The sequence below is a fragment of the Thiothrix nivea DSM 5205 genome (assembly GCF_000260135.1).
GTDB classification, from domain to species: Bacteria; Pseudomonadota; Gammaproteobacteria; order Thiotrichales; family Thiotrichaceae; genus Thiothrix; species Thiothrix nivea.
The window spans coordinates 1,313,405-1,328,847 of sequence record NZ_JH651384.1; the positions used below are offsets into that span (position 1 = coordinate 1,313,405).

Genomic DNA, 15,443 nt, shown 5'->3' on the forward strand with positions numbered 1-15,443 from the left:
TGGTGGGGATTTTACTCCGCCTACATACGGCGAAGGTCAAGCGTATACGGATAATCCGCATTCGTCTCTTCCTGCGGCGGAGCCATCGGGCGTGCCGGATGCGTGTAGAACTCGCGGGTAGCATCCGACAGGAACTTAGGCTCCAGCATCCCCGGCGTATGCTGCTCACGGAAGCGTGAGAAACGCCGCCCTTCTGCCTCATACGCATTCACAGGGAAGGTGTCGTAGCTACGCCCACCCGGATGCACCACATGGTAGGTACAGCCGCCGATCGAGCGCCCTGTCCAGGTGTCGATGATGTCGAACACCAGCGGTGAATGGATGCCAATGGTCGGATGCAGCGCGGAAGGCGGCTGCCAAGCACGATAACGTACCCCGGCCACATACTCACCCTGCACCCCGGTCGGATTCATCGGCACACGCCGCCCGTTGCACGCCACCACGTAGCGCGAATCGGTCAACCCGTTGATCTTGACCTGCAAGCGCTCAATAGAGGAATCCACGAAACGCGCCGTACCCATGTTACTGAGTTCTTCACCCAGCACATTCCAAGGCTCCAACGCCGCACGCAGTTCCAGTTGCACACCGCAATACTGCACCCGCCCGTAAACCGGGAAGCGGAACTCATGGAACGGCGCAAACCACTCCTGCTGGAACGGATAGCCCGCCGCCTGCAAATCCTCGCACACATCGCGCATGTCATCCCACACGTAATACGGCAGCATCCAGCGGTCATGCAGTTCCGTGCCCCAGCGCACCAGACGGTGTTTGTACGGCACATTCCAGAAACGCGCCACCAGCGTGCGCAGCAGCAGCATTTGCACTACCGACATACGCGCGTGCGGCGGCATTTCAAACGCACGGAATTCCACCAAACCCTGACGCCCGCTGAAAGAATCCGGCGAGTACAGCTTGTCGATGCAGAATTCAGCGCGGTGGGTATTACCGGTCACGTCAATCAGCAGGTTGCGCAGCAAACGGTCGACAATCCACGGCTGGCTGTTATGCCCACTCGGCATTTGCTGGAAAGCGATTTCCAGCTCATACAGCGCCTCATCACGCGCCTCATCGACACGCGGAGCCTGACTGGTCGGGCCGATAAACATGCCAGAGAACAGATAGGAAAGCCCCGGATGGTGCTGCCAGAACGTCAGTAAACTGCGCAGCAAATCCGGCTGACGCAGGAACGGGCTGTCACCCGGCGTCCACGAGCCCAGCGTGACGTGATTGCCACCGCCAGTGCCGGTATGACGCCCATCCAGCATGAATTTTTCCGTGCCCAGACGCGCTTGGCGTGCTTCTTCATACAGCACCTCGGTATTGTCGACCAGCTCCTGCCAGTTGCTGGCCGGGTGAATATTAACCTCGATAACACCCGGATCAGGCGTGACCTTGAAGGATTTCATGCGCGGGTCGCTCGGCGGCTCATAACCTTCCAGCAGCACCGGCATATTGAGTTCGGCAGCCGTCTTTTCGATGCTGGCGACGATCATCAGGTAATGTTCCAGATAATGCAGCGGCGGCAGGAATACATGCATACGGCCTTCGCGCGCCTGGATGCACAGAGCCGTGCGTGGCACATCGCGCCATTCCTTTGCCAGTGGGCGGCTGTCGGCGTGCTGTACTTGCGGTTCCGGCGGGGCGACCAGCTCGCGGTAACGCCATTCCACTTCGCCGTGAAAATCCGGCAGTGGCGGGCGGTCTTCAAACGGGCATGGCTGGGACTCTATGTCGCGCTCATCCTCGGTAGACCACGGCAGTGAATCCAGCGGCATCCGGAAACCCATCGGCGAGTTGCCGGGAATCAGATACATGTTTTCGCGGCGGAACTCCCACGGCGCACTGCTCCAGCCCTGCTTGCCGTAATCCCAGCGTACCGGCAACGCATAGCCAGTCGGCACGTCCAGCCCGTGTTGAAGGGCCAGTACCAGATCGTTGCGGTTTTTGCTGTCGCGCAAGTTCAGGGTCAGCCAGTCGACGTTGGCGGGCTGGTTAGCCTCTTTCCACAGGTAATACAGACGATCTTCGTAACCTGGCACGAGGTATTTGCTCTTCAGACCAAGGTGGCCGCACAGGGTTTCGGAAAACTGTTTCGCCTCAGCATCGCCGAAGCCGTAATCCTTCTGGTCATCAGCGATCAGGCGCTGGTTTTTCCAGATCGGCAACCCGTCGACACGCCAGAAACAGGCCAGTGCCCAGCGCGGGAACGGTTCGCCCGGATACCACTTGCCCTGCCCGAATTGCAGTACGCTGCCGTCGTTGGAAAACACTTTTTGCATCCGCCGCAGCAAATCGCCCGCCAGCGCGCGTTTGTGTTCACCCAACGCGGCGCTGTTCCACTGCGGTGATTCCATGTCGTCGATGGAAACGAAGGTCGGCTCGCCACCCATGGTCAGGCGCACGTCACCCCGGATCAGGTCGGCTTCCACCTGATTACCCAGCGCCTGGATGTGCGCCCATTGCTCGTCGGAATACGGCTTGGTGACACGCGGGTCTTCGTGGATACGGGTGACGGTGTTGCTAAACTCAAATTCAACTTCGCACTTGTCGGTCATGCCGTCGATCGGCGCGGCGCTGCCCGGTTTTGGCGTACAGGCCAGCGGAATGTGGCCTTCGCCCGCGAACAGGCCGGAGGTCGGGTCAAGCCCTACCCAGCCCGCGCCCGGCAGGAACACTTCCGTCCAGGCGTGCAGGTCGGTGAAATCGGCCTCCGGACCACTGGGGCCATCCAGCGATTTTTGATCGGCAGTCAACTGCACCAGATAGCCGGAAACGAAGCGTGCCGCCAGCCCCAGATGGCGCAGGATTTGCACCAGCAGCCACGCCGTGTCACGGCAGGAACCGCGCTTGATGGTCAGCGTTTCCTCGCACGGCTGGATGCCCGGTTCCATGCGGATGTTGTAGCCGATGTCCTGCTGCAAACGCTGGTTGAGCGCAACCAGAAACAGGATGGTATTGGGCTGCTCGAAATCCACACCCTTGAGCCATTCCTGTAATTTTTCACCATCTTCGGTGACTTCCAGATAAGCATCCAGCTCACGCTTCAGTTCCGGTTTGTATTTGAACGGGTACTCCTGCGCGTAATCCTCGACGAAAAAGTCGAACGGGTTGATCGTGACCATATCGGCCACCAGATCGACTTCCACGCTCAGCTCGGTGACTTTTTCGTTAAATACCAGCCGCGCCAACCAGTTGCCGAACGGGTCTTGCTGCCAGTTGATGAAATGATTTTCCGGCTTGATATTGAGGGAGTAAGCCAGGATCGGGGTACGCGAATGCGCTGCCGGGCGCAGGCGCACCACATGCGGCGACAGGTTGACGGGACGGTCGAACTTGTAGACTGTGCGGTGGTTTAAAGCGACGTGAATACTCATTTAAAGCCCTTGTGATTGTGACTGCTGTTGTTCATCCCGGTCAGGGTGGAACCATGTTTTGGCAATTTCGGCATGTAACAAGCCCAATTCACCCTGCAAATAATCCATCACGGTATGTACCTGCCCTTCCGGCAACAGGCTGGAAATATCCTGTTCCTTGAGGTAATCAACCAGACGCTGCTGCATGACCAACGGTATTTCCGGGTCAGGCAATTGCCGCAGATAGTGCCCGGTAGCGGTCAGTGTGTAAAACAGGGAACGCGGGAAATCCCCATCCATCATCAGGAATGGCAACACATCACTGCCTTTGACGCGGGAGCGTACCCGTTGCTGGTACATCTGTCGCGCGCTCAATGCCTGCAACAAGTTTGTCCACAGAATGCCTTCGTACTTGCGCAGGTTGTCGCTACGGCCTTTCGATAACAACAGGGAGGTCATTTCCAGTATCCGGCTGGTCATGTCCGCACGTTCCAGGTACTTGCCCACCTGCATGAAACGGAAAGTGTGGTCGCGGCTCATATGGCCGTCGATAATGCCGCGCATGGTCTGACACTGCTTAAGCAACATCCGCAGCAAGTTTTGCCGCGCATGGCGATTGGTCAGGGAAGCCATGGAATTATTCATGTTGATGTGGGTCTGGTTAACCTGTTCCCAGGTCGCATCCGGCAGCAAATCCAGTGAGGTGCGCACGTTTTCACGTACATACCAGAAAGTGCTGGCCAATGAACCAGGATTATCCCGGTCAGCGATCAGGAAGTTCATTACGTTGGCTTCCGTGGCCCGGTCGTATTTCTCGAAAAACAACTTATCTGCATTGAACAGGCTGATCAGTGTATACCAGTTGATTTCCATCTCGCCCGGCAAATCCAGCAACAACAGGGAGTGGACATTGGCCAGACGCGCCACGTTTTCGGTGCGTTCCAGATAGCGCGACATCCAGTAAACGCGCTCGGCTACACTTGACAGCATCATGCTTCGTCCTCCTCTTCCACTTCCTGCACGGTTCCTTCGTCCACAATCCAGGTATCTTTACTGCCTCCACCCTGGGAGGAGTTGACCACCAGTGAACCTTCCACCAATGCGACGCGGGTGAGGCCACCGGGGGTGACGTAAATATCCTTGCCACTGAGGATGAACGGACGCAGGTCAAGGTGACGCGGCGCAATGCCGCCCTTGTCAGTATGGGTTGGTGTCACCGACAGGCTCAAAGTCGGCTGGGCGATGTAGTTATTGGGGTTTTCCTGGATCAGGGAGCGGAACTCCTCAATCTTTTCCGGGGTGGAATGCGGGCCGACCAGCATCCCGTAGCCGCCGGATTCGTTGGCCGGTTTCACCACCAGTTCGGCCAGGTGTTCCAGCACGTATTCGCGCTCTTCGGGGCGGCGGCACACCCAAGTAGGCACGTTCGGCAAGCTGGGTTCCTCACCAAGGTAATAGCGGATCATGTCAGGCACGTAAGCGTAAATTACCTTGTCGTCCGCTACCCCGCAACCGGGCGCATTGGCAATAGCAACCTTGCCCTGTTTCCACGAACGCATGATACCGGGCACACCGAGGATGGAGTCTGCGCGGAACACTTCCGGGTCAATGAAATCGTCGTCGATACGGCGGTAGATCACATCCACCCGCTCCAGTCCGTGGATGGTTTTCATGTAGACGTAATCATCCTTGCCCACGATCAGGTCAGCACCTTCCAGCAACACCAGACCAGCCTGCTGAGCCAGGAATGCGTGCTCGAAATAGGCCGAGTTATAAATGCCGGGGGTCATCAGCGCAATGGTGGGCTTGTCCAGATCAGGGCGCAGGGATGCCAGCATTTCATACAGATGGGCGGGGTAATCACGCACCGGGCGGATCGGCAGGGTGTTGAAAATTTCCGGCAATACCCGTTTGGTAATGTTGCGGTTTTCCAGCATGTAGGCCACGCCGGAAGGAACGCGCAGATTGTCTTCCAGCACGTACATGACGCCATCACTGTGACGCACCAGATCGGAACCGCAAATATTCGCCCACACGCCGTGCGGGGGGGTGATGCCGAGACAGGCTTCGCGGTAACCTTTGGATTGCATTACCACCTCTTCCGGAACAACCCCATCCTTGATAGCTTTACCACCGTTGTAAACGTCCTGGATGAACATATTAAGTGCGCGGATGCGTTGCTTCAGCCCCATTTCGGTGCGATCCCATTCTGAGCCTGGAATCACGCGCGGAATGATGTCAAACGGCCATGCCCGGTCGATATTGCCCGCGTCGCTGTAGACGGTGAAGGTAATCCCCATTTCGCGGATCACGGCCTCCGATTCCTGTACGCATTGGTTAAAGTATTCCGGGGTAAGATGTCTAAGGTAATCAACCAGTTTGTAACTGGCCTTACGCGGTTGATGCTGGGCTACGATCAACTCATCGTAGAAAGCCCCAGGGTTGTAGTCATTCCATTCTTGTTTCATATTTATATCCAGGCGTTCAGGACATTGAACAACAACACCAACCAATGGCGTTGCTTATTATAAGTGCACTGCAATATGCGTGCCTGTAAGCCAGAGCCATAACGTTTACAATCATTTATTGTTGTTATGAATCAGGGCAAAGTGCATAACCACGGCATCTTGCAATGCAGCAATATTATATCACAGTACCCGTTTTGCCAGCCTGATAAGCGGCTTTCAATGCATTTTTGAGTTCAGGATGCCCATCCAGATCCACAATGTGCATGTGTTCATGGGCAATTTGAGCCAACAGGGGATCTCCAGCAGCAGAAGCTGCCTCCCGACAGGCTTGCAAGTAGGCAGGTGAATCCAGTTTGCCATCCTCGATAAAACGGCTGATCAACCCTGTGGAGTCAGAAAAGTGGACGGGCTGCATCTCCATGGCTTCATAAGCGTAGGAATAGGTATCCAGCCCACCTTTGCTGGCGATGATGCGGTAAATCGCACCTTCATTACCGTTTTCCAGCAACTTTGTCAGATAGGCAACTTCCAGTTTCACCACCAGTTTGTAATGTTTGCCCTGGAAAGAAAATTCGACCGTTGCGGTGATGGTATCGCCACCCAGGTTCATTTTACCCACCCATTCAGCCCTGGTATTCGCCTACCAGATGGTAGCTACGCACGGTGCGGCCATCCGGCTCTACCGAATGCAGGTGCACATCATACCCCCACAGCCGGTGGACGTGACGCAGCATTTCGTTGACATCATTGTTCAACGGGCGGCGCTCATTCAGCATGTGCTGTAAGGTCAACGAGCGGTCACCGCGCACATTCACCTTGTAGACCTGAATATCCGGCTCCTGCTGGCTGAGGTTGTATTGCTGGGAAAGCATTTCCCGCACCCGCCGGTAACCGTCGTCATTATGGATCGCCATCACGTCGATGGTATTCTTGCGGTCATCGTCTTCCAGCGCAAAGAAACGGAAATCACGGATCACTTTCGGTGACAGAAATTGCAGGATGAAGCTTTCATCCCGGTAATTGCGCATCACGTAATCCAGCGTCACCAGCCAGTCGGAACCGGCAATATCCGGGAACCAGCGTTTGTCTTCTTCATTCGGATTTTCGCAAATACGGCGGATGTCAGTCATCATCGCAAAACCCAACGCATAGGGATTGATACCGCTGTAGTACGGGCTGTCGAAACCGGGCTGCATCACCACGTTGGTGTGGGAGGTAAGGAATTCCATCATGAAACCTTCGTCCACTAACCCTTCGTCATACATTTCGTTAAGGATGGTGTAATGCCAGAAGGTCGCCCAGCCTTCGTTCATCACCTGGGTCTGGCGCTGCGGGTAGAAATACTGTGCCACCTTGCGCACGATACGGATGATTTCACGCTGCCAGGTATCCAGCGCCGGGGAATTCTTTTCGATGAAATACAGCAGGTTTTCCTGTGGCTCTTCCGGAAAGTGTCTGGCTGCGTGCTCCTCTTCGCGCTCCTTGCCACGATGCGGCAGGGTGCGCCACAAGTCATTCAGGTGTTGCTGGATGTAGCGTTCCCGCTCCTTCTGCCGCTGTTGCTCCTCCGCCGCTGAAATCGGCGCGGGGCGCTTGTAACGGTCGACCCCGTAATTCATCAGCGCGTGGCAGGAATCCAGCAGCAGCTCCACCTGCTCCACCCCGTAACGTTCTTCGCACTGGCTGATGTATTTCTTGGCGAACATCAGGTAGTCGATGATGGCTTCAGCATCCGTCCAGGTGCGGAACAGGTAGTTGCCCTTGAAAAAGGAATTGTGCCCATAACAAGCGTGCGCAATCACCAGCGCCTGCATGGTCAGGGTATTTTCCTCCATCAGGTAGGCAATGCAGGGGTTGGAATTGATGACGATTTCATACGCCAGCCCCATGCGCCCACGGGTGTAGTTCTGTTCGACATTGACGAAATGTTTGCCGTAAGACCAGTGATTGTAGAACACCGGCATCCCAATGGAGGCATAGGCGTCCATCATCTGGTCAGAACGGATAATCTCGATCTGGTTGGGGTAAGTGTCCAGCTTGAACTTGTCGCGGGCAATACGGGCGATTTCGCGCTCGTAGGTTTCGATAGTTTCAAACGTCCACTCCGAGTCGGTCGAGATGTAGTTTTTTTGCTTACCTGCCGTTTCCATGTTGTCCATCAACCAACCTCCTCACCGGCATGTTTACGGAACAGCTCACGGAATACCGGGTAAATTTCAGCATTGTTACGCACCCGCTGGATGGCAAAGCGGTCAACGAAATCACGCTGCAAGTGTTCATACAGATACCACAAGCCCTGCGGGTCGCGGTCGCCAATCTCAATGTAGGTGTAATACTGCACGAATGGCAGGATGCTGCTCACCAACGCATCATGGCAGTGTTGGTTGTCTTCGTGCCAGTTATCGCCGTCGGACGCTTGCGCCACGTAGATGTTCCACTGGTTAGGTGAATAGCGTTCCTCGATGATGTTACCCATCAGGTTGAGGGCACTGGACACTACCGTACCACCGGTTTCGCGGGCGTAGAAGAAGGTTTCCTCATCCACTTCCTGCGCCTGGGTATGGTGGCGGATGAACACCACCTCGATCTTTTCGTAGTTCTTTTTCAGGAACAGATACAACAGGAAAAAGAAGCGCTTGGCGGTATCCTTGATGTCCTGGGTCATCGAGCCAGATACATCCATCACACAAAACATGACCGCCTTGGGAGAAGGGCGCGGCATTTTGACCTTGAGGTTATATTTCAGGTCAAAGTCATCCAGCCAGGGAATGGCGTGGATTTTAACGTTCAGATGCCCCAGCTCCACTTTCAGCAGAGCGCGCTGTTCTTCCACTTCATCAGTGGTTTCGAGCAGGGATAGCGCCTCCAGTTCCGCCAGAATCTCGCGGCGGCGGCGGCGATCCTTGCCACGCAGGGCAATACGGCGGGCATGGGCGCTGCGCATGGAACGCACGATATTGATCTGCGACGGATTGCCCACTTCGCTGACGCCTGCACGGTGGAAATCAAACGAATCCATACTCAGCAACTGGCGCTTAACCATATTGGGCAATGCCAAGTCCTCAAACAGGTATTCAAGGAATTCCTTCTGCGAAATCTGGAAGACGAAATCATCCATGCCTTCGCCGCCACTAGAAGCATCACCAGAGCCACTGCCACCACCGCCCCCCCCACCGGGTGGGCGCTGGATACGGTCGCCTTCGACGAATTCCTTGTTGCCGGTATGCACAATCTCGCGCTTACCGCCCTGACCGTGACGGAAAACCGGCTCGGAAATGTCACGCTTGGGGATCGTGATACTCTCCCCTTGCTCCATGTCCGTGATGTTGCGGCGGCTGACAGCATCCGACACGGCGCGGCGAATCTGTTTCTGGTAACGCTTGAGGAAACGCTCCCGGTTTACCAGACTCTTGTTTTTGCTGTTCAGCCGACGGTCGACGATATAAGCCATGGTTGCTCCTTTACTGCGACTTGCGTACTCGCAGATACCATTCGGCCAACAGACGCACCTGTTTCTCGGTGTAACCACGTTTCATCATACGCTCGACGAAATTGTCATGCTTGCGCTGCTCATCCATGCTGGATTTTGCGCCATAGGAAATGACCGGCAGCAAATCTTCAGTGCTGGAGAACATTTTCATCTCGATGACACGGCGTAACTTTTCGTAGCTAGTCCACGCCGGGTTACGGCCATTGTTGTTGGCACGGGCGCGCAGCACGAAGTTAACAATTTCATTACGGAAATCTTTCGGGTTACTGATGCCAGCCGGTTTTTCGATCTTTTCCAGATCGGCATTGAGCGCGGCGCGGTCAAGGAATTCACCGGTTTCAGGGTCACGGAATTCCTGATCCTGAATCCAGAAGTCGGCGTAAGTGACATAGCGGTCGAACAGGTTCTGGCCATACTCGGAATAAGACTCGAGGTAGGCAGTCTGGATCTCCTTGCCGATAAAGTCGACATAACGCGGAGCCAAGTATTCCTTGATGAAGCGGATGTAACGCGCCTGCAACTCGGCCTGATACTGCTCTTTCTCGATCTGGCGTTCCAGCACATACATCAGGTGCACCGGGTCAGCCGCCACTTCGGTAGCATCGTAGTTGAACACCTTGGAAAGGATCTTGAAGGCAAAACGGGTGGAAAGCCCGCTCATACCCTCATCCACGCCTGCCGCATCCTGGTATTCCTGGATAGTCTTGGCCTTGGGGTCAATATCCTTCAGGTTTTCACCATCGTAAATGCGCATTTTGGAATAGAGACTGGAATTTTCCGGCTCCTTCAGACGCGACAACACGATAAACTGCGCCAGCATCTTGAGCGTATCGGGCGCACACGATGCCTGTGACAAGGAACTGTTCACCAGCAGTTTTTCATAAGGCTCAATATGCGTTTCAGGGTCTTATCCCAACAGCAGCGAAAGCAAGGACTGTAAGGCAGCTTGCCCCCGTTTCCTGATGTTGTGAAGAGACTCGAAGAATGCAAGGTAACACGGTAGCTTTTCTTGTGAGATCCCCCGATGAGGTCGTAACCATGAGCGTAACAGTGACCAAAAACCTTCCATCGTATTGACGTGGACTTCATGGAAACCGTCACCATCTTCGTCACGGGCATATTCGCCTGCGCCATGGTTGACGGTTTGTGGGCATAGCCCATTCTTCCAATCGGCTGTAAATGTTGTACTCATCGGTGTAGACCAGCGTGCCTGCTGCCACCGTTTCCACAATCAACGGCTTGATCGTCGTCTGTTTCACATTCGCCAGCATACGGATCACGACCTCCCCGGAACGCTGGATCATGCCGAAAATGGGTGGTTTGTCCTTTTCCAGTGTCCCACGCCCCGGCGCACCTTTCAGGGCGCGGCGGCGACCTTCACGCCCAGCATCCGCGACGGCTTCGGGGTTTCCCTTGTGTCCAGCCTTGACATAAACCTCATCAAATTCAACATTCCCAAACAGGTTTACTGGCGTTTTTCTCGACACCACGCCGTAACTGTTCCGTCATCGCCTGAACATCATCCTTGTTCAACCCCAATTCGCGGGCGATTTGTTGGTTGGACAGGTTCAACGACATCAGGTACAGGCACAACACCCACACCTTCAGCGGCTGGTGGTGGCCTTCAAACACCGTTCCCGTCAGGTCATCAAAACGCTTTTGGCAATCCTTACACTGGTAACGCTGGCGTTCCTGCTGGGTGTCATCCTTGCCTCGACGGATAGTGTCCTGTGAACCGCAGTGCGGACAAATCACCCCATTAGGCCAACGCACGGAACGGACTTGCTCGAAACAGGCGGCATCACTGGTCAGGCTGGAAATACTGATGAGCGAGGTCATAAAGCCTCTCCTTGGCTATCGGAAATGACTAACTTTACCGCTATCCATCACGTTTGCAATGCCGGGGAAAACAAGACCCTGAAACGCATATTGAGCCTTTTTATTTTTCTTGGCTTAGGTGTGATTTCCACAGCCATACCAACATTAGGTTTTGCAATTGTTTCAAAAAAACTACCTGCCATTATAACTTCAATGATTTCTCTATTCATTCCATTATTTTCGGCAATCTTTGCTTATCTAATACTTAAAGAAGAACTTTCTATTATATTTTTTATTGGTTGTACTTTTGTTCTTGGGGGAGTGGCTATTATTATGAATAAAAGACAAATAATAAAAAAAGTCTAACAATTATGTCGACGACGGACGCGGTGACAGCCCGCGACTTCGCACAATTAACTCCCCGCCGCGCCCGTCACACATGACGTTAGCGCGGTACACCGGCACGCCGAATGGGCGTCCCGAAGAAACATACAGCAAGATCATGGCAACGACAAATCAATGACTTACAGGCATGTTTCTTAAGAGGGAACCTCTAAAAAGCCGGAGTAGCGCAGCACTTAGCTTTACCCTTCCGGTATTTTGTTAAAAAATAATCAAGCCAACCCATTTTTGGGGTGTATCAAGCCTACTTTATGCCTATTTTCCCGCCTTCTTGCGGATTCTGGGGGGATTTCCCCTCAAATGGGCGCAACTCCGCTTTCTTTGAGCGAACAAAGCCGCCGCAGGTTGTAAACAGCCGCCTTGATGCTTAGGCCAAATTCTGCTCGCGCCAACCCAATGCTGCGGATCCGTTTCCGCCCATCGCCAACATCGCCCCAAACACATGCTCGACCCGTGCACGTGGTTTGGCGATACGGGTATTGCGGCGTTTCTGGCATTCGGATGGCGGCTTGCCACGTTTGGCTTTGTGCTGGATGTGCAACCGCCAACCGTTTTGCTGGAGGCGTTGTTCTCGCGCCCTGTCCTCATACCCCTTGTCCGCCCACACGTCACGGCTGGTGTTAGCGGGATCAAGTACGTCTTCAAAGTGGTTGGTGTCGTGTTCTTTGGCGGTGCTGACGTGGCGTTTGCGGATCAGTTTATATTTCCGGTCGGCACTGATGCTGAGCTTGTAACCGTGGTGGCTTTTGCCATGCTTCTTTGTCCAACTGGCTTCGGTGTCTTTCTGGCGGCGTTGCGCGTCCGTCCACTCCGGTGGTGTTTCACCCTGTACCAGCTTTTCTTTCTCCGCTTTTGCGGAAATGTTGCCGGGGAGCCTCCACCAGCGTGGCGTCAACGATTTGCCCGCCACGGGCAATGAACCCGTGTTGCTGCAACTGACGCTGCACGGCATCAAATAAGGCATCAGCACCTCCTGCCGCGCTGATCCGTTCACGGAAGACCCACAGGGTGTTGGCATCCGGGATGCTGCTGGAATGCCGCAGACCGCAGAAGCGCTGGAAGGACAGCCGGTCAAGCAGTTGGTATTCCAGCGCTTCGTCCGACAGGTTATACAGATGCTGCAGTACCAACACCCGCACCATCAGTTCGGTCGGGTAGGGCGGACGGCCTCCCTGTTTTCGGTTGGGGCGCGGGGCAATCCGGTCGATTTCAGCAGCCAGATCGGAAAATTTGACGTGTTTTTCCAGCGTGGACAACAGGTCCCCCTTACGGTCGAGTTTCTGTTCCCGCTCTTCAGCGGCAAATAGACTGGTTTTGATGGCGCTTTCTTACTCATCGTGATCGGGGCTGTTTGTCGGTCAAGTGGCTATTTTCGCATAGTCGGCGCGGGAACGGGGGTTTTTAGAGGTTCCCAAGAGAATATGAACCAAGTAGAAAATAAATTAAGGCTCAATATGCGTTTCAGGGTCTTATCCCAACAGCAGCGAAAGCAAGGACTGTAAGGCAGCTTGCCCCCGTTTCCTGATGTTGTGAAGAGACTCGAAGAATGCAAGGTAACACGGTAGCTTTTCTTGTGAGATCCCCCGATGAGGTCGTAACCATGAGCGTAACAGTGACCAAAAACCTTCCATCGTATTGACGTGGACTTCATGGAAACCGTCACCATCTTCGTCACGGGCATATTCGCCTGCGCCATGGTTGACGGTTTGTGGGCATAGCCCCATTCTTCCAATCGGCTGTAAATGTTGTACTCATCGGTGTAGACCAGCGTGCCTGCTGCCACCGTTTCCACAATCAACGGCTTGATCGTCGTCTGTTTCACATTCGCCAGCATACGGATCACGACCTCCCCGGAACGCTGGATCATGCCGAAAATGGGTGGTTTGTCCTTTTCCAGTGTCCCCACGCCCCGGCGCACCTTTCAGGGCGCGGCGGCGACCTTCACGCCCAGCATCCGCGACGGCTTCGGGGTTTCCCTTGTGTCCAGCCTTGACATAAACCTCATCAAATTCAACATTCCCAAACAGGTTTACTGGCGTTTTTTCTCGACACCACGCCGTAACTGTTCCGTCATCGCCTGAACATCATCCTTGTTCAACCCCAATTCGCGGGCGATTTGTTGGTTGGACAGGTTCAACGACATCAGGTACAGGCACAACACCCACACCTTCAGCGGCTGGTGGTGGCCTTCAAACACCGTTCCCGTCAGGTCATCAAAACGCTTTTGGCAATCCTTACACTGGTAACGCTGGCGTTCCTGCTGGGTGTCATCCTTGCCTCGACGGATAGTGTCCTGTGAACCGCAGTGCGGACAAATCACCCCATTAGGCCAACGCACGGAACGGACTTGCTCGAAACAGGCGGCATCACTGGTCAGGCTGGAAATACTGATGAGCGAGGTCATAAAGCCTCTCCTTGGCTATCGGAAATGACTAACTTTACCGCTATCCATCACGTTTGCAATGCCGGGGAAAACAAGACCCTGAAACGCATATTGAGCCTTTTTGAATTTTCAGATCCACCTTTAGGGCGAATATGAAATCTAAATATGGTCATGTGTTGTCCTTTGGAAATCTAACGTCTCGGTTGACGGGCGCGGCGGGGAGTCAGCGAATCGGAGTCGCGGGCTGTCACCGCGTCCGTCGTCGAATGATGGAATGGTCTCCACAGCCCCAGCACGGCATCATAGTGCCACTGTTAAACGCTGAAAACCATGGAGACCAAGCATGAAAATACCATTATCACCATCGACCTTGCCACTTCTGTTTTCGAGTTGGCGATTGCCACCCCACAATACCGCATCACCCAGCGGCGGCGGCTTGACCGCGACGCTTTCCGTCAGTTTATCCATGAACAAGAGCCAGCCCTGCTGGTGATGGAAGCCTGCGGCAGTGCCCACCATTGGGGCAGGTTATTCCGTGAATGGGGGCACGAAGCCCTGTTGCTGCCCGCACAATATGTCCGCCCCTACCGCCGCCGCAACAAGACCGACCGTACCGATTGCGAAGCCCTGCTGGAAGCGTACCGCTGTGAAGGGATCAAGCCGGTGGCCATCAAAAGCATCGGGCAGCAGGAACTGCAACAGATGCACCGCTTGCGTGAACAATGGAAACGCACCAAGGTGGCACGGATGAATTTCCTGCGCGGCGTGTTCCGCGAACAGGGCATCCCGTTGCCTGCCAGTGACCGCGAAGCCTTGCGGGAAGCCAACCTTCATGTGGGCAGTTGTCCTCACTCACCTTGTACATGCTGCGCCCGTTGATGCAGGAACTGGAAACGCTGGAAACCCATATGGCAGGACTGGACAGCAGCTCATCCATGCCACCCGCCAGAATGAAACGGTTGCCAACCTGCAAACCATCCCCGGCATTGGGTTGCTGACCAGCACTGCCCTGGTCGCGGCGGTCGGCAAAGCCGAACAGTTCCAGTCCGCCCGCCAATTTGCCTCATGGCTGGGGATCACCCCACGCGAAAGCAGCAGTGGCAACCGCCGTTTCCTGGGCAGCATCACCAAACAAGGCAACACCTACTTGCGTACCTTGCTGGTCCACGGGGCGCGGTCGGCTTTGGTGGCTGCCAAGCGGCAGGCGAAATCCGGCAAACCCCTTGCCCGCTTGCAGGAATGGGCGGTGAAGCTGGAACAGCGCAGCGGGCATAACAAAGCCGCTGTCGCCCTTGCCAACAAACTGGCGCGGACCGTGTGGGCGTGCTGGAAAAGCGGCAAACCTTACCAAGCGGGGTACTGCCCAGCCTGATACCCCGTTTTCCCCTCCCTGACCTTGCGTAGACGACAGTACGTTCATGGTTTGACAGGTTAAACCAGTAGCAGGAAAGCCGGTAACGAGAGTGGCGCAATCCAAGCCCGGTCGAACGATAGGCACCTGCTACGCGGTTTCCATGATGGCTCAGGGG

General features: G+C 54.9%; 8 protein-coding genes and 4 pseudogenes. 2 read left to right on the forward strand and 10 right to left on the reverse strand.

What is annotated here, in order from left to right:
* Window positions 1–20: 20 nt before the first annotated feature.
* The 8 genes and pseudogenes from THINI_RS06775 to THINI_RS27195 all read right to left on the reverse strand — a co-directional run bounded on the left by THINI_RS06775 (window position 21) and on the right by THINI_RS27195 (window position 11,150).
* Complete coding sequence (locus THINI_RS06775; protein WP_002707905.1) at window positions 21–3,374, reverse strand: transglutaminase family protein; 3,354 nt, start codon at window positions 3,372–3,374, stop codon at window positions 21–23.
* A complete protein-coding gene (locus tag THINI_RS06780) occupies window positions 3,375–4,346 on the reverse strand; it encodes an alpha-E domain-containing protein (protein WP_002707906.1) in 972 nt (323 codons plus the stop codon).
* A complete protein-coding gene (locus THINI_RS06785) occupies window positions 4,343–5,821 on the reverse strand; it encodes a circularly permuted type 2 ATP-grasp protein (protein WP_002707907.1) in 1,479 nt (492 codons plus the stop codon). The genes THINI_RS06780 and THINI_RS06785 overlap by 4 nt, the downstream gene beginning before the upstream one ends.
* A gap of 175 nt (window positions 5,822–5,996) precedes the next feature.
* Window positions 5,997–6,431, reverse strand: a complete 435-nt coding sequence (locus tag THINI_RS06790; protein ID WP_002707908.1) for a hypothetical protein — start codon at window positions 6,429–6,431, stop codon at window positions 5,997–5,999.
* A gap of 13 nt (window positions 6,432–6,444) precedes the next feature.
* Window positions 6,445–7,980, reverse strand: coding sequence for a SpoVR family protein (locus tag THINI_RS06795; protein WP_002707909.1), 1,536 nt, complete (start codon window positions 7,978–7,980; stop codon window positions 6,445–6,447).
* Window positions 7,980–9,272, reverse strand: a complete 1,293-nt coding sequence (locus tag THINI_RS06800; protein ID WP_002707910.1) for a YeaH/YhbH family protein — start codon at window positions 9,270–9,272, stop codon at window positions 7,980–7,982. Before THINI_RS06800 ends, THINI_RS06795 begins: the two co-directional genes overlap by 1 nt.
* A 10-nt stretch (window positions 9,273–9,282) precedes the next feature.
* Window positions 9,283–10,203, reverse strand: coding sequence for a PrkA family serine protein kinase (locus tag THINI_RS06805; protein WP_281054693.1), 921 nt, complete (start codon window positions 10,201–10,203; stop codon window positions 9,283–9,285).
* Between the two features lie 15 nt (window positions 10,204–10,218).
* Window positions 10,219–11,150: pseudogene (locus THINI_RS27195) on the reverse strand (IS1595 family transposase).
* 24 nt (window positions 11,151–11,174) lie between these two features.
* Between THINI_RS27195 and THINI_RS06820 the strand changes: the two are divergent.
* Window positions 11,175–11,495: an EamA family transporter gene (locus tag THINI_RS06820; RefSeq protein WP_040839203.1), complete on the forward strand. Its 321-nt coding sequence runs from the start codon at window positions 11,175–11,177 to the stop codon at window positions 11,493–11,495.
* A gap of 332 nt (window positions 11,496–11,827) precedes the next feature.
* Here the strand turns inward: THINI_RS06820 and THINI_RS06825 are convergent.
* Both THINI_RS06825 and THINI_RS27200 read right to left on the reverse strand, forming a co-directional pair.
* Window positions 11,828–12,850, reverse strand: a pseudogene (locus THINI_RS06825) (IS5 family transposase).
* Window positions 12,851–13,000: 150 nt separating this feature from the next.
* Window positions 13,001–13,935, reverse strand: a pseudogene (locus THINI_RS27200) (IS1595 family transposase).
* A 309-nt stretch (window positions 13,936–14,244) separates the two neighbouring features.
* On the opposite strand from THINI_RS27200, the pseudogene THINI_RS06840 reads away from it, so the two are divergent.
* A pseudogene (locus THINI_RS06840) lies at window positions 14,245–15,286 on the forward strand (IS110 family RNA-guided transposase).
* Window positions 15,287–15,443 lie beyond the last annotated feature (157 nt).